Genomic DNA, 15,046 nt, shown 5'->3' with positions numbered 1-15,046 from the left:
GTTGAATCGTTGGATTCCCAAATCGATTGAGAAGTGATTCAAGATAGCTGCGGCGGAGGAGGCCGCAGCGAATGGCAGTTCCTTATTCGATGGACCTTCGTGAGCGGGTTGTTCGAGCGGTCAAGGAAGAAGGGTTTTCGCGCAACCAGGCGGCGCTGCGTTTTGGCATAGCGGTTTCGACGGCGGTGCTTTGGCTGCAGCGGGACAAGGCAAACGGCAGTGTGGCGCCGGGGAAGATGGGGGGCCATAAGCCGCGCGCGATCAGCGGTGAGCATCATGACTGGCTGGTTGGGCGCTGCCGAGACGGAAGTGCCTTCACGATCGCCAAGTTGATCAAGGAATTGGCCGAGCGCGGGCTCAAGGTCGACCATCACAGTGTGTGGAATTTCCTGCACGAGCAGAAGCTGAGTTTTAAAAAAGGACGCTGGTCGCCAGCGAGCGCAGCCGGCCCGACGTCGCCCGGCGCCGGCAGCAATGGATCAAATACCGTCCCCTGATCACCCCCGAGCGGCTTGTGTTCATCGACGAAACTTGGACCAAGACCAACATGGCCCCGCTCCGCGGCTGGAGCAAATGCGGCGAGCGGCTCGAGGCCGTCGTTCCCCATGGCCATTGGAAGACCCAGACCTTCATTGCCGCTCTGCGCCATGATCGGGTGGAAGCACCCTGGGTCCTGGATGGTCCGATCAACGGCGAGAGTTTCCGCACCTATGTGGAAACCCAACTGGTTCCAACCTTGAAGCCGGGCGACATCGTCGTCATGGACAATCTTGGCTCCCACAAGGGAAAGCAGGTACGCCAAGCCATCCGAGAGGCAGGAGCAAAGCTGCTATTTCTGCCCAAATACTCCCCCGATTTGAACCCAATCGAGCAGTTCTTCGCCAAACTCAAACACTGGCTGCGCCAAGCCGCCGCTCGTTCTCTCGATGAGCTCACGCACGCCATCCAGCACATCTTGCAGCAGACCAAACCCTGCGAATGCGCGAATTTCTTCGCTAACGCAGGATATGATCGAACCTAATTTCATAATGCTCTAACGGTTGAGCGAGATAGGACTGTCTCAGCATGAAACGAGCGGTCAAAGCCCCCCTCGCCCCGTTTTTTACGGGGAGAGGGTGAGGGGCGGCACCACCTGGAAAAGTGGCTAATGTGGGTAGCCCTGATGCCTTGCCTGCCGCGGCCAAGAGCGGTGACAGGTCACAGATTTCTAAGGCGACGCCTCCAGCAGATTGCGCGCCAGCTTGGCGACCTGCTGGCGGATGTCCGGCACGGCCACGATCTCCCAGAACGTGCCCGAAGTGATCGGCCCCACGGCGAAGAGGCGGTGCGAGGCGGTACCGTCGGCCCGCAGCACGCCGCAGTCGAGGCCGACATCCAGCCCGAGTCCGAGGCTGTCGGGGCGCACCAGGCCCTCGGCGAGCAACTGGCGCAGAATAGGATTCTCGGTCGCCGTGACGTCGGCCGCGCGGCCGCGGCACTCGAAGACGGCATCGGCGTCGATCCGCCTTTCGGACGCGCCGGTGCGGGCGGTGTAGCGCACCGTCACACGACTTCCCCGCGGATCGAAGCCGGTGACGCGCCCTGCTACGATAGCGAGTTGCCCCGTCCGGCGCGCCGCCTCGATCCGCGCCGCGGCGTCCGGCGCCATGCGATGACGATGAATGTCCCACCAGGCCCGGGCGTGCCGCAGGAACCGCCGGCGGGCCTCCTGCGACAGGCTGCGCCAGAGAGGCTGCGTGTAGGGGCGCAGCCCGTCGACGACGGCCCGCCAATCGCCCCCTGCCCTCTGGTGCTCTGCAACGAGCCGGCGCAACCAGCGCGTGAGATAGGTGATGCCCGTGCCATAGGGAATGTCGGCGGCATCGAGGCGCAGCGGCTGGACCGGCCTGTGCGCATGCGGGCTGAGGCCGCGCCTGGAAATGGCGGTGATCCGGCCCCGATGCCCGGCATGCAGCAGCGACAGGACCCGGTCGGCCATGGTGAGGCCGGTCCCGACGATGACGACGTCGGCATCGGAAGAAAAGGCTGCCGGCCCCGCATCGAACCAGCCGTCGAAACGCCAGGGGGCCGGCGGCAGCTTGGGGCCTTCATTGCCGGTGGCGAGAATGGCGATATCGGCATTGAGCCGCCCGCCCCCGTTCAGATGAACGGCGGCGCCCTCCCCGGTCTCGGTGATGCCGACCGCCTCATCCTGCACGATGGCAAGGCGCCGGCTGCCCGGCCGCTGCACGAGATGCGGCGAAAGCAGATCGGCGAGATAGTCGCGATAGAGGCGCCGGGGGGCGAAGGACTGAGCGTCCGGGCAATGGATGCTGCTGTGCTCGCCGACCCAGCGCCAGAAATGGTCGGGGTCGTCGGGATAGGCGCTCATATTGGCAGCGCGTACGTTCAGGAGATGGTCGGGATGGCTGGTGCCATAGGCGATGCCGGCACCAAGCTCCCGGCTTTTCTCCACCAGGGTCACCCGCAGATCCGGATGGCGATGACGCAGCAAATGAGCCGTCGTCAGCACTCCGCTCGCTCCGCCTCCGACGACGATGATATGCCTGGAGGAGACGGACGGGTTGGTCGACATGCCACATGCTTCAATTAATCTACCTTTTTGATAGATCAAACAGGTGCAGCCGGCAAGCTGTCCCGATCAGCCGATCGCGCGCAAACCAACCCGCTGCCGGAGCCGCGGTCAGATATGGTACATCAGGGTCAGGTCGTCGAGATCGGCCAGCGCCCGCATTTCGGCAAGCGTGCGGTTGTCGAGCACGGTGGAAATCGCCTGACGTACTTCCAGCATCATCAGGCGCACGGCGCACTGGCTCTCGTCGGAACAGTCGTCGCAGCGCTGATAGGCCGTGCGGCTGGCGCAGGGAATGGGCGCGAGCGGCCCGTCGAGCACGCGCACGATATGGCCGACGCGGATCTCGCTTGCCGGCCGGCCCAGGACGTAGCCGCCGCCCTTGCCCTTTTTCGAATGCAGGAAACCCGCATTCTTCAGTTCACCCAGAATGGTGTCGAGGAACTTCTTGGGAATGCCGTTCTGTTCAGCGATGTCGGAAACGAGGCATGGCTTGCCCGGCTCGGCGCCGGCCAGATGCACCATCGCCTTGAGGCCGTATTTGCCCTTTTTCGTCAGCATGCGGCCCCCGGACTGCGATTCGGAAATCCACTTCAGCCTTCTGGTAATAGCAAAAGGATTGATTTGCTACTCATGCCGTCTCCAAAGCCTGCCAAAACTTGAGCGAAGCGGGTTCAGGCGTGAACGTTCTTAGCTCCAGCTTCTTGTTTGGAGTTGTCTTGGTGATCCGGCGCGATCCCGTCGGATCGCAGGACGCTATGTCGATAAGCCGCTGCCGCATGACTTTGCGGCAGACGCGCGGAACCGCCGAACAGTTTCTCGCGCAAGGTGCCCTCGGCATAGGCCGTCTTGTAGCGCCCCCGCCGCTGCAGCTCCGGCACCAGCAGATCGGCGACATCGCGGAAGGTCTCCGGGCGCACGGCAAAGGCTAGGTTGAAGCCGTCGATGCCCGTTTCGTCGACCCAGGCCTCGAGCTCGTCGGCCACGCCGGCAGGTGAGCCGACCACCACCGGCCCGATGCCGCCGATCGCCACATGCTCGGCGACCTCACGCACAGTCCAGCGGCGATCGGGATCGGCACGGGTGATGTTCTCGAGTGCCGAGCGCCCGGCCTCGTTCTGAACATGCTCCACGACCGCATCGGGATCGAGCCGGGAGAAATCCACGCCCGTCCAGCCGGACATCAGCGTCAGGGCCCCTTCATGATCGGCATAACCGCGATAATCGGCGAACTTGGCCGCCGCCTCCTCATCGGTGGGCGCCACGATCACCGTCAGCAGGGTAAAGATCAGGATATCGGCGGGGTTGCGTCCAAGGCGTGCAGCCGCCTGCCTGATCGCCGCCACCCGGCCGGCGATCACCTTGCGGCTCGGCCCCGAAATGAAGACGCATTCGGCATGCCGGCCCGCAAAGCCGAGGCCGGCCGGCGAGGTCCCCGCCTGGTAGAGCACGGGCGTGCGCTGCGGCGAGGGTTCGCTCAGATGCAGGGCATTGATGCGGAAATGCGGGCCGTCATGCTGCACCTTGCGCACCCGCCCGGGAACGGTGAAGACACCGGCCTCGGCATCGGCGACCACGGCATCATCATCCCAGCTTCCCTCCCACAATTTGTAAACGGCCGCCATATAGTCCTCGGCGATGGCATAGCGATCGTCATGCGCTGTCTGCTTGTCCCTGCCGGCGCCTCGGGCCGCGCTGTCGAGATAGCCGGTGACGATGTTCCAGCCGATACGCCCCTCGGTCAGGTGGTCGAGCGTCGACATGCGGCGCGCAAAACCATAAGGCGGCTCGTAACTGAGATTGACGGTGACGCCGAAACCAAGATGGCGCGTCACCGCAGCCATGGCCGGCACGAGCAGCAGGGGGTCGTTCACCGGGATCTGCGTGGCATGCTGCAGGGCGGCCTCGCCATTGCCGCCATAGACGTCGTAGACGCCCAAGACGTCGGCCAGGAACAGCCCGTCGAACAGGCCCCGCTCCAGGATGCGGGCGAGATCGAGCCAATAGTCGAGCCGGTTATAGCTGCGCGAACGATCCCGGGGATGGCGCCACAACCCCGGGGATTGGTGCGCCACGCAATTCATCTCGAAGGCGTTGAAGCGGATGGGTTTGGACATCACTCGGCTTCTTTACCCTCCCCGCAGGGGGAGGGTCGGCCTGAAAGGCCGGGGTGGGTGGAAACCTAGCACGGGTAGAGTTCTCACCCCACCCCGACACTGCGTGTCGATCCTCCCTCTCCAGGGGAGGGTAAGAAACCTATCCCGCCGCCGTCTTGCGATGGGAGGGCGCGACGACATTGGCAATGACCTCGCCGAAGGGGCCGGCATTGCGGGCCGGCCCGAGATCATTGCCGGTGGTCTTCTTCAGCGGGAGCTTGGGGAAGACCAGTTCGGCGAAGCGATAGCACTCCTCCAGATGCGGATAGCCGGAGAGGATGAAGCGGTCGATGCCGAGCGCCATATATTCCTTCATGCGCTCGGCAACCTCGTCCGGGTTGCCGACCAGGGCCGTACCGGCGCCGCCGCGCACCAAGCCGACGCCGGCCCACAGATTGGGGCTGATCTCCAGTTTGTCGCGCGAGCCGCCATGCAGCGCCCGCATGCGGCTCTGCCCCACCGAATCCATGCGCGCGAATACCTTCTGGGCGGTAGCGATGGTTTCGTCGTCGAGCTTGGAGATCAACTCATCCGCCGCGCGCCAGGCCTCGGCCGAGGTCTCGCGCACGATCACATGCAGGCGGATACCGAAGGAGAGCGTGCGGCCATATTTGGCGGCCACCGCCTTGGCATTGGCGATCTTCTCCGCCACCTGCTGGGGCGGCTCGCCCCAGGTCAGATAGACATCGACATGCTTGCCGGCGACCTCGTTGCCTGCATCCGACGACCCGCCGAAATAGAGCGGCGGATAGGGCTGGTTCACCGGCGGATAGAGCAGCACGCCGTCCTCGATGCGCAGATGCTTGCCCTCGCGGGCGACCTTGCCGCCCTGGAGGAGCTCGCGCCAGATGTCGAGGAACTCGTCGGTGACCTCGTAGCGCTCCTTATGGTCGAGGAAAACGCCGTCGCCCTTCAATTCCACGGGATCGCCGCCGGTCACGACATTGATGAGCAGGCGCCCGTCCGACAGGCGATCAAGGGTTGCCGCGGAGCGGGCCGCGAAGGCAGGCGTGGTCAGGCCGGGACGGATCGCCACCAGGAAGCGCAGGCGCTTGGTCAGCGGCACCATAGCGGAGGCGATGACCCAGCTGTCCTCGCAGGAGCGCCCGGTGGGCAGCAGCACCCCGAAATAGCCGAGGTCGTCGGCGGCCTTGGCAATCTGCGAGAGATAGCCGAGCGAGACATGCCGCGCCCCCTGCTCGCTGCCGAGATAACGCCCGTCGCCATGGGTCGGCAGGAACCAGAGCACATCGGTTTCCTGGGCGGGCGGGGGCAGGTCGAGATCATAGGGCATGGTAAAGTCTCTGGTCATAGATTGGATGGTCGATCTCCTGATCAACCATCTTGAAAACGCGGGACGGGATGGAGCGCGAAGACGGTCGATCTGGAGATCGACCCTCCATGCTCCGGCGCCTTCGGCCGTAAAGTCTGCGCTTATGGAGGTCGGCCCAATTCGGCTCGCCTATTCATCAATAGGCTCCTCGTCAGATGGCGCCGTGGCGCGGCGGATTGATGCCGTTGAGCCAGTAGTCGCCGATGGCACGGTATTTCCAGCGCACGGGATCGTGCACGGTGTGGGTGCGGGCGTTGCGCCAGAAACGGTCGAAGCCGAACTGGGCCTGGGTAGCGCGCGAGCCGGCGAATTCGATCAGCTTGCTGCCGGCCAGCAGCGAAGCCTCGGTGGAGGCAACCTTGGCCTCGGCAACGGCCACCGAAGCGGCTGCCACCGTCTCCACAGTGGGGTCGGCCACGGCGATGTCGGAAAAGCGCCCTGCCCGCTCCAGCAGCGCATCGGAGGCGGCCACGCGGATCTTCACTTCGCCGATGCCGGCGATCGTGTAGGGATCCTCGTAGCCGTGATCGAGGCCGCTGTCCTTCCAGGGGCGGGCATGCTTCTTCACGAAGCTCAGCGTCTCGGCGAGCGCGGCCCGCGCGATGCCGGCTTCGACAGCGGCGTGCATGATCTGCGCCACCGGCCCCATCGAAGTGGGCCGGTCGAACACGGCCTTCAACGAAATCACCGAAAAAGGATGCACTTCGACATTGTCGAGCGTGGTGGTGCCCGAGCCGGTGACCCGCTGGCCGAAACCGGCCCAGTCGTCGATAACCTCGAGGCCGGGGGTCTGGCGCGGCACGAAGGAGATGGTCGAACGCCCCTCGTCGTCATTGGCGACAACGGCCACCCAATGGGCGAACAAGGCGCCGGTGCAATAGAATTTACGCCCGTTGAGGCGCAGCACCGGCCCGTCCTTGCTGAGACGGGTGTTGTGATCCTGGGCGGTCTTGGTGCCGATCTCGGACAGGGCATTGCCGATGCGCTCCCCGGCCAGGATGCGGCCATAGAAGAAGCGCTTCTGCTCCTCGCTGCCTTCCAGCCGCAGGGCATGCAGGATGAAGAAGTGGTTCTGCGGGATCTGGCCGATCGAGCCGTCCGCGGCGGAAAGAAGCGCGATCACCTCGGCCAGCGTGCCCGAGGACACCTCGGCGCCCCCATAGGCCTTCGGCACGGTGATGGCGAGAAGGCCGGCATCCGACAGCCAGTCGAGCTCCTCATAGGGCAGGCGCCGCTCTCGGTCACGCTCGATCGCGGTTTCGGCGATGCGGGCGGCGACCGCGCGCGCAGCGGCGAGCGCCTCCGCATCGTCCTTGATGATGTGGGCCTTGCCGGCCCGCAAGGGCGGTGCCCTGAACGCAACCAGGCGCTCGGGTGGTGTATCGGCGGTCAGGGCGGCGGCAGTGGGCATAACTAAGTCCTATTCCGGGTGCGCGGACGTCTCGTCCGCAATTTGGAAACTCAACACTGGCGGCAAAGAAGAGCGGGCGAGACGCCCGCGCACCCGGAGAAATCAACTCCAGGGATGACGCGGCGGGCTCACCCCGTTCAGGGCGTGATTGCCGACATGGTAGAATTTCCAGCGCACAGGATCGTGCAGCGTGTGGGTGCGGGCATTGCGCCAATGCCGGTCGAGATTGTACTGGCCGAGGGTCGACCGCGTGCCGCCCAGTTCATGCAGCTTGTTGGTGGCGAGGATGGCGATCTCGGTGGTCAAGACCTTGGCCTCGGCAACGACGATGGCGGCCGCCGTCACCCCCTCCTCGGTCGGCTCGACCACGATCGCATCGATCGCCCGCCCGGCCTTCTCGAGCAGGGCCTCCGCGGCATGAAGCTTGATCTTGAGGTCGCCGATCTGGGCGATGGTGAAGACATCCTCATAGCCGTGCTCCTGACCGCTATCGATCCAGGGGCGGACATTGTTGCGCACGAATTGGATGGTCTCCTCGATGGTGCCGCGCGCGATGCCGGCATCGACCGCAGCCTGGATGATCTGAGAGACCGCGCCATTGGTCGAGGGGTTCTCCCCGCCGAGATAGGCCGGAATCACGCCTTCGGGCTCGACGCGGACATTGTCGATGCGGACATTGCCGCTCGCGGTGGTGCGCTGCCCGAAGCTCGACCAATTGTCGATGATGTCGAGGCCCTCGGCGTCGCGCGGCACGATGGCGAGGTTCACTTTGCCGGCCGGATCGACGGCACCGATGTGAATGTAATGCGCGAAAAGCGCCCCGGTGGCGTAGAACTTCTCACCCTTCACCCGGTAGCCGTCACCATCGGGGGTCAGCGTGGTCTCGAAGGCGCCGACATGCTTGGATTTGGCCTCGGAGAAGGCATTGCCGAACCGGTAGCCCGAGAGCACGCGGCCGAACCACAATTTCTTCTGCTCTTCCGAAGCGGTGGCCCTGATCACATCCACGGCGGCAAGGTGGTTCTGCGGAATCTGGCCGATGGAAGGATCGGCCGCCGAGATCAGCTTGATCACCTCCGTCAGCGTCACCCAGGAAACGCCGGCACCGCCATAGGATTTGGGAATGGTGATGCCCCAAAGCCCGCTCTTGGAGAAACGGTCGAGTTCGGCGGCCGGCAGGATGCGTTCGCGATCGCGCAACGCCGCCCCGGCCACGAATTCAGCCGCCAAAGTCTTGGCGACCTCGATCGCCTCGGCGTCGGACGCGATGACATGGGCCTGGGGTTCGAGGTCGAACTGGGGCGGCGCGGAGGTGAGCGGCGGCGCAACGGAAATGGTCATGATGATCCCGGTCTTCTTGAGTCAGGCAGGATGGAAGCCGCCATAGCCGCCCTGGGCATAGACGAGCGGCCTGCCATCGGCGGTGCGGATGCCTCGTACGGCCCCGATGATGATGGAATGGCTGTGGCGGTCGATGAACTCCTCGACCTCGCAATCGACGGAGGCGAGCGCTCCCTCCAGCGCGAGCGCGCCGGTGAACAGACGGCGCCAGCTGGCGTTCTCGTAACGCGCCGCTCCCTTGATGCCGCCCCGCCCCGCAAAGCGATCGGCGACATGGCGCTGATGGTCGGCCAGGATGTTCACGCAATAATGGCCGTAGCGACGGATGACCGGCCAGGCGGAGGCGTCGCGGTTGACGCAGATGATCATGGTCGGCGGTTCGACCGACAGCGACACCGCCGAGGTCGCCGTGAGGCCGGTCCGCTCGTCCCCCTCACCCGCGGTGATCACGCTGACGCCACCGGCAACCAGCCGCATGGCATCGCGCAGATTCGGCCCCGTAACCGGCGGCAATTTCACGGCGATATTCATGTTCGTATCCGTCATCCGAAAAAGCAGCGGAGGCTCGGCCTCCCCTTTCGCTGGCACCCAACGGCGCGTCGTGGGCGGATGGTGCAACAGTAAAAATCTTATGTCTATAGATTTTGTAGAATTTATGGGTGAAAAAATGAGAGCCTCGGCTCTCGCTTTTGCGGGCGCGCATCGCTCCTTGGCGTCATGCTGCCCCTCGCCCGTCCCCTCTCCCCGTAAGAACGGGGCGAGGGGGCACAAGCGTCGCTGTTTATACTCATACTTTTCATCTCGCCCGACGGTTGGGCGAGATGAGGTCGTTTCAAGATGGAACTCGCCATCGAGGCCGCCCTCGCCCCGTTTTTATGGGGAGAGGGGACGGGTGAGGGGCGGCTCGACCTCGGTTTGGTTTCCGCCGCCCCCTGCCCTTACCAGGCCGGCTGGATCGCGCCCTTGAAATTGGCGTTGATGAAATCGGCCACTTCCTGATTCTGGTAGGAAGCGACCAGCTTCTTGAAGATCGGCTTGTCCTTGTCGGCCTCGCGCACGGCGATGAAGTTGCCATAGGGATTGTTGGTGCGGCTTTCCTGGATCAATGCATCCTTGGCCGGCGTCAGGCCGGCGCCAAGCGCATAATTGGTGTTGATCACCGCGGCGTCGAGGTCAGGCAGCAGATTGGCGAGCTGCGAGGCCTCGATTTCCTTGAATTCGACCTTCTTGGGATTGTCGGTGACGTCGAGCACACTCGGCACCTGGCCTTCGGCGGTCTTCAGCTTGATCAGGCCATTGGCTTCCAGGAGCTTGAGAGCCCGTCCGCCATTGGAAGGATCATTGGGAATGCCGATGACGGCGCCTTCCTTCAGATCGGCGAAAGCCTTCAGCTTCTTCGAATAGAGGGCGATGGGCTGCACCAGCGTATAGCCGATCGGCACGATCTTGTAGCCGCGGGCGGCGATCTGGCTGTCGAGATAGGGCTTGTGCTGGAAGGCGTTGGCATCCAGATCGCCCTTCTCCAGCGCCTCGTTGGGAATGGCGTAATCGGAGAAAGAAACCAGTTCGATGTCGAGGCCATCCTTGGCGGCGATCTTCTTGGCCACTTCCCAGATGCGCTCCTCGTCGCCACCCATCACGCCGAGCTTGAGCTTCTCGGCGGCAAAGGCCGCGCCGGCGGGAGCCAGGGCGAAGACCAGGGCCAGGGCAGCGCCGGCAAGGCGGCGACGCGTCAGAGTATAGGCGGACATGAGAGTCTTTCCTGTTTTAAATAGACATTGAATCCAGTCGGGCGGCATTGGCAATGGCTCCCGATTCCGTGTCGCAAATTATTGCATTCGTTCAATAAATTGCGAGGTATTCAGGTCTCGGATGCCTCGGCATCGTCGAGACATGATATCAGTCCTGTCGCACGCGTTTGTTGACCTTGCGCGCGGCCAGGTCGCCCGCCGACTGAACGCCCTGCACGAGCAGGATGAGGATGAGAACCACCGCCCCCATGACTTCGGGCATGAAGCGCTGATAGCCATAGCGGATGGCGACGTCGCCCAGGCCGCCGCCGCCGACCACGCCGGCCATGGCCGAATAGCCGATCAGGCTCACCGTGGTGAGCGTGAGGCCAAGAACCAGACCCGGCAAGGCCTCTGGAAACAAAACCTTTCTGATTATCTGGAACGGCGTGGCTCCGAAGGAGCGCGCCGCCTCGATCAGCCCGGCATCGACCTCGCGAATGGCGCTCTCGACGATACGCGCGATGAAGGGGGCCACCGCGATGGTCAAGGGAACGATCACGCCTTTCAGGCCGATCGAACTGCCGACCAGCAGCCGTGTGAACGGAATGATCGCGACGATGAGGATGATGAAGGGCACCGAGCGCACGGCATTGACGATCGCACCGAGCACGGCATTGACCTTGGGAGCGGCCAGCAATTCACCGCGCCGGCTCGTGGCCAGGAAGATGCCGAGGGGCAGACCCAAAATCGTTCCGAACAGGATGGAGACGCCAACCATGATCAGGGAATCGCCGGTCGCGCTCCAAATGACCTTGAGGATTTCAGGCGACATAGCCGATCACCTCCCCTTGCAGGTTGAGCCGCTCCACCGCCGAGACCACGGCAAGCCGGGTCGCCTCGTCGCCGGGGACGGACACCAGGAGCGCGCCGAAGGGCTCGCCGCCGATGGTGTCGATGCGGCCTGCCAGAATGTTGATGTCGATGCCGAGAATGGTGGTGAGACGGCTGACCACCGGTGCCGTGGCATGCGAGCCGGTAAAGGTGATACGCAGTACCGCCTGGCTTCCCGGGCTTGGCTGGTCCGAGAGGCGCCGGGCAAGATCGGCCGGCAGCTCGACGCCGGTAACGCCACGCACGAAACTGGCCGTGGTAGCGTGACGCGGCTGGGTCAGCACCTCGAAGGCCCGCCCCGTCTCGATCAGCTTGCCGGCCTCGAGCACCGCGACCCGGTGGCAGATTTCCTTGATCACCGACATCTCGTGCGTGATCAGCACGATGGTGACGCCGAGACGCTGGTTGATATCGGCGAGCAGCGCCAGGATGGAAGCCGTCGTCTCCGGATCGAGCGCCGAGGTCACCTCGTCGCCGAGCAGGATCTTGGGCCGGGTCGCCAAGGCGCGGGCAATGCCGACGCGCTGTTTCTGCCCGCCGGACAGTTCCGCCGGATAGCGGTTACGCTTGTCGGCCAGCCCCACGAGGTCGAGCAGCGGCTCGACGCGATCGCGGATTTCAGCGTCGCCGATGCCGGCCACTTCCAGGGGAAGCGCCACATTCTCGAACACCGTGCGCGAGGACAGCAGGTTGAAATGCTGGAACACCATGCCGATGGAACGGCGCACCGGGCGCAATTCGCTTTCGCTGAGCGCATTGACCTCGATGCCGTCGACGACGACGCGGCCACCGGTCGGCCGCTCAAGCCCGTTGATCAGCCGCAGCAGCGTCGACTTGCCGGCACCGCTGCGCCCGATCACGCCGAAGATCTCGCCGCGCGGAATCTCCAGGCTGAGATCGTCGAGCGCGAACACGGCCGCACTGCCCTTGCGCGCGGCGAAAGAACGCGACACGCGCTCGAAGCGCACGATCGGCTCGCCTGCCTCCGCCTTACCAGGCAAGGCCAGGCTTTCCACTCTCACAGGTGCGTTCACGCGACCAGCTCCTCCAGCAGGGAGTGCAGGCGCCGGGCCACCTGGCCTGAGAGATAGCGTTCGGCATCACGCGGACCCACGAAGGTCATGCCGTCGAACCGGCTGAAACGCCGGCTGGCGGCATGAAACGCAAAGCGGCGCGCCTGCGGTTCGCGCACCACGATGCCGACCGCGGCACCGGAGATCTCGATAACATAGGATTCGGAATTGGAGGGATGGGACATGGATAAAGCCGCCACCTGGTGGCGCTCCGAAATGACAGGGAATACATGTGTTCAGACCGGCTTCAGCAACAACAGCAGCCGCAACACATCTTTCCGTCTGGTTTTTCGATATCCATTCCGCTGACAACGATCATGGGTCACTTCCTGTCTGGAGCCCACGACATCAGCCGTGGCGCTTTAGCGTTTGATGACGCGGCGCAAGCTGCTCGCTCAAATCCCCGCGACCGACTCCCTGAGAAGCCGATGACACAAAAATAAATAGTCCACAAAATTAGTCAACTGTTGTTCGGCGATTTTTTCGATGTCCACAACCGAGCATCCGAACAGCGTTGCGGCCCTCCATAAACCGCTGCGCGACAGAACTCAACCGCCGTAATGTTCAGACAATCGGCGCAGAAACTGGGGCGGCAGTGCATCGGGCCAGTAGTCGAAATTGCAGACCCGACGTATATCAGGCATAGTTACGTGGTTTCGGTCGACAAGATGCGACGAAGGACCCTGCATTGGTCTGCCGGCGCCCTTCACTGGCGCGATGACGGTGCCCTGGCGGGAAATTCTCGTCTTGCGGGGCAGGCTCCCTTTTCCGACTGCGCCCTTCTCACAGATATTTGCGAAAGACCTTCCAGCTTAGCCGGCTGCCGAATCCCTTGTGTCACGAGACAAAGCAGCAGAGATTATAATGGTTTGAAGCTGGCACCTTGCCACGTCAGACGATCGGTGGCCGTCACCCTGTCCGGGATGGCAAAAGCGGCCGATCGAGCAAATGCTTTTAGGTTGGAACGTGCTTCCTGCTCGAAATCATCTGCTTGTATCTTGAGAAAATGCGGGTACTTCCTGGTTTCGTCCGAGCGATGAAGCCGAAGATTCCGCAAGGGGAGTCATAACGCTCGGCAGAGGCCAGGCTCGGGGCTGCGATCGCAATCGCTGCACCGGGAAGGGTCAGGCGCGCGACTTTGGTCGTGCGGGTGCCGCAAGAGAGGAAGCAAGACGTGCTGGACGCGTTTTTCAAACTGAAAGAACAGGGCACCTCGGTGCGGACGGAGGTGATCGCCGGCATCACCACCTTTCTCACCATGGCCTATATCATCTTCGTCAATCCGGAGATCCTGTCGACCACCGGCATGGACCGCAATGCGGTCTTCGTCGCGACCTGCCTGGCCGCCGCCCTCGGCTCGCTGATCATGGGCCTGATCGCCCGCTGGCCGATCGGCATGGCGCCGGGCATGGGCTTGAACGCCTTCTTTGCCTTCACGGTCGTCGCCACCATGGGCTTCACCTGGCAGCAGGCGCTGGGCGCGGTGTTCATCTCCGGCTGTATCTTCCTGCTGCTGACCGTCACCGGCGTGCGCAGCTGGCTGATCGCCGGCATTCCGCATTCGATGCGATCCGCCATCGCGGCCGGTATCGGCCTGTTCCTCGCCATCATCGCGCTCAAGAGCTCGGGCATCGTAGTGGCCAGCCCCGCCACGCTGGTGACCCTGGGCTCGCTCAAGGAGACCGGCACGCTGCTGGCCATCCTCGGCTTCTTCATCATCGCCGCCCTCGACGTGCTGAAGGTCCGCGGTGCCATCCTGATCGGCATTCTCGTCATCACCGCGCTTTCGATTGCGCTCGGCGTCAGCAAGTTCGGCGGCGTCATTTCCATGCCGCCCTCCATCCTGCCGACCTTCCTGCAGCTCGACCTCGTGGGCGCCATGCATGCCGGCCTGCTGCATGTCATCCTGGTGTTCGTGCTGGTCGAGGTGTTCGACGCCACCGGCACGCTGATCGGCGTCGCCAAGCGCGCCGGCCTGATCCAGCCCGACAAGCCCAACCGCCTCGGCCGCGCCCTGCTGGCCGACAGCTCCGCCATTCTCGCCGGCTCGCTGCTCGGCACCTCCTCCACAACCGCCTATGTCGAAAGCGTATCCGGCGTGCAAGCCGGTGGGCGCACCGGCCTCACCGCCATCGTCATCGCCATCCTCTTCCTGGCTGCGCTGTTCTTCTCGCCGCTCGCCGGTTCCGTGCCGGTCTACGCCACCGCTCCGGCCCTGCTCTATGTGGCCTGCCTGATGATGCGCGAACTGCTCGAGGTGGAGTGGGACGACATCACCGAGGCCGCTCCGGCCGCGCTGACCGCGCTGATGATGCCCTTCACCTATTCGATCGCCAACGGCCTCGCCTTCGGCTTCATCAGCTATTGCGCCATGAAGACCCTGACCGGCCGCCCGCGGCAGGTCCATCCGGCAACCTGGCTGGTCGCCGCATTGTTCGTGGTGCGCTTCGCCTTCTTCTCCGGCGGCTGAGCCTCCGCACATCGAGTGCAGCACCCATGAAAAGGCTAGGTCAGCGGCGCTGCCCTAGCCTTTTTC

Annotated in this window: 13 protein-coding genes; 2 read left to right on the top strand and 11 right to left on the bottom strand. The window is 63.9% G+C overall.

The window, feature by feature from the left end; translation table 11 throughout:
* Positions 1-71: 71 nt before the first annotated feature.
* Positions 72-1,021, top strand: a protein-coding gene (locus C5L14_RS27465; RefSeq protein ID WP_105862481.1) for an IS630 family transposase whose coding sequence is annotated in 2 segments (ribosomal slippage) — positions 72-419 and positions 422-1,021 — 948 coding nt in all. Because the reading frame shifts where the segments join, the coding sequence is not laid out codon by codon here.
* A 186-nt stretch (positions 1,022-1,207) separates the two neighbouring features.
* Here C5L14_RS27465 and C5L14_RS27460 read toward each other — a convergent pair.
* From C5L14_RS27460 to C5L14_RS27410, 11 genes are all read right to left on the bottom strand, one after another.
* Positions 1,208-2,575 (bottom strand): FAD/NAD(P)-binding protein, encoded by a 1,368-nt coding sequence (locus C5L14_RS27460; RefSeq protein ID WP_245443611.1) that lies wholly within the window; start codon positions 2,573-2,575, stop codon positions 1,208-1,210.
* Between the two features lie 108 nt (positions 2,576-2,683).
* Positions 2,684-3,133, bottom strand: coding sequence for an RrF2 family transcriptional regulator (locus tag C5L14_RS27455; protein ID WP_105865248.1), 450 nt, complete (start codon positions 3,131-3,133; stop codon positions 2,684-2,686).
* Between the two features lie 113 nt (positions 3,134-3,246).
* Positions 3,247-4,689: an LLM class flavin-dependent oxidoreductase gene (locus C5L14_RS27450; RefSeq protein WP_105865247.1), complete on the bottom strand. Its 1,443-nt coding sequence runs from the start codon at positions 4,687-4,689 to the stop codon at positions 3,247-3,249.
* A 139-nt stretch (positions 4,690-4,828) separates the two neighbouring features.
* Complete coding sequence (ssuD, locus tag C5L14_RS27445) at positions 4,829-6,040, bottom strand: FMNH2-dependent alkanesulfonate monooxygenase (protein ID WP_245443610.1); 1,212 nt, start codon at positions 6,038-6,040, stop codon at positions 4,829-4,831.
* A gap of 172 nt (positions 6,041-6,212) precedes the next feature.
* Complete coding sequence (locus tag C5L14_RS27440; RefSeq protein WP_105865245.1) at positions 6,213-7,472, bottom strand: SfnB family sulfur acquisition oxidoreductase; 1,260 nt, start codon at positions 7,470-7,472, stop codon at positions 6,213-6,215.
* A gap of 102 nt (positions 7,473-7,574) precedes the next feature.
* Positions 7,575-8,813 (bottom strand): SfnB family sulfur acquisition oxidoreductase, encoded by a 1,239-nt coding sequence (locus C5L14_RS27435; RefSeq protein WP_105865244.1) that lies wholly within the window; start codon positions 8,811-8,813, stop codon positions 7,575-7,577.
* 21 nt (positions 8,814-8,834) lie between these two features.
* Entirely contained in the window at positions 8,835-9,344 is a 510-nt protein-coding gene (locus C5L14_RS27430; protein ID WP_105865346.1) for a flavin reductase family protein, read from the bottom strand.
* Positions 9,345-9,751: 407 nt separating this feature from the next.
* The gene (locus C5L14_RS27425; RefSeq protein WP_105865243.1) at positions 9,752-10,564 is read right to left on the bottom strand and encodes a MetQ/NlpA family ABC transporter substrate-binding protein; all 813 of its coding nucleotides are present in this window, start codon (positions 10,562-10,564) and stop codon (positions 9,752-9,754) included.
* Positions 10,565-10,712: 148 nt separating this feature from the next.
* Positions 10,713-11,378 carry a methionine ABC transporter permease gene (locus tag C5L14_RS27420; RefSeq protein ID WP_105865242.1) on the bottom strand — a complete coding sequence of 222 codons (666 nt, stop codon included), beginning with the start codon at positions 11,376-11,378 and terminating at the stop codon, positions 10,713-10,715.
* Positions 11,368-12,471, bottom strand: coding sequence for a methionine ABC transporter ATP-binding protein (locus C5L14_RS27415; RefSeq protein WP_428832664.1), 1,104 nt, complete (start codon positions 12,469-12,471; stop codon positions 11,368-11,370). Before C5L14_RS27415 ends, C5L14_RS27420 begins: the two co-directional genes overlap by 11 nt.
* The gene (locus C5L14_RS27410; RefSeq protein WP_068287353.1) at positions 12,468-12,695 is read right to left on the bottom strand and encodes a hypothetical protein; all 228 of its coding nucleotides are present in this window, start codon (positions 12,693-12,695) and stop codon (positions 12,468-12,470) included. Before C5L14_RS27410 ends, C5L14_RS27415 begins: the two co-directional genes overlap by 4 nt.
* A 989-nt stretch (positions 12,696-13,684) precedes the next feature.
* Here C5L14_RS27410 and C5L14_RS27405 point away from each other — a divergent pair.
* A complete protein-coding gene (locus tag C5L14_RS27405; protein WP_105865241.1) occupies positions 13,685-14,980 on the top strand; it encodes an NCS2 family permease in 1,296 nt (431 codons plus the stop codon).
* Positions 14,981-15,046: the final 66 nt, after the last annotated feature.

This window comes from Labrys okinawensis (genome assembly GCF_002982075.1).
GTDB lineage: Bacteria > Pseudomonadota > Alphaproteobacteria > Rhizobiales > Labraceae > Labrys > Labrys okinawensis_A.
The sequence above is the reverse complement of the archived record's forward strand: the minus strand, read 5'-3'. Positions and strand labels throughout refer to the sequence as shown.

Bases quoted from the DNA above. Each gene is read 5' to 3' on its own strand.
- C5L14_RS27425 (WP_105865243.1), bottom strand. From the start codon at position 10,564: ATGTCCGCCTATACTCTGACGCGTCGCCGCCTTGCCGGCGCTGCCCTG.
- C5L14_RS27455 (WP_105865248.1), bottom strand. From the start codon at position 3,133: ATGCTGACGAAAAAGGGCAAATACGGCCTCAAGGCGATGGTGCATCTG.
- C5L14_RS27435 (WP_105865244.1), bottom strand. From the start codon at position 8,813: ATGACCATTTCCGTTGCGCCGCCGCTCACCTCCGCGCCGCCCCAGTTC.
- C5L14_RS27440 (WP_105865245.1), bottom strand. From the start codon at position 7,472: ATGCCCACTGCCGCCGCCCTGACCGCCGATACACCACCCGAGCGCCTG.
- ssuD (WP_245443610.1), bottom strand. From the start codon at position 6,040: ATGACCAGAGACTTTACCATGCCCTATGATCTCGACCTGCCCCCGCCC.
- C5L14_RS27410 (WP_068287353.1), bottom strand. From the start codon at position 12,695: ATGTCCCATCCCTCCAATTCCGAATCCTATGTTATCGAGATCTCCGGT.
- C5L14_RS27450 (WP_105865247.1), bottom strand. From the start codon at position 4,689: ATGTCCAAACCCATCCGCTTCAACGCCTTCGAGATGAATTGCGTGGCG.
- C5L14_RS27460 (WP_245443611.1), bottom strand. From the start codon at position 2,575: ATGTCGACCAACCCGTCCGTCTCCTCCAGGCATATCATCGTCGTCGGA.
- C5L14_RS27420 (WP_105865242.1), bottom strand. From the start codon at position 11,378: ATGTCGCCTGAAATCCTCAAGGTCATTTGGAGCGCGACCGGCGATTCC.
- C5L14_RS27430 (WP_105865346.1), bottom strand. From the start codon at position 9,344: ATGAATATCGCCGTGAAATTGCCGCCGGTTACGGGGCCGAATCTGCGC.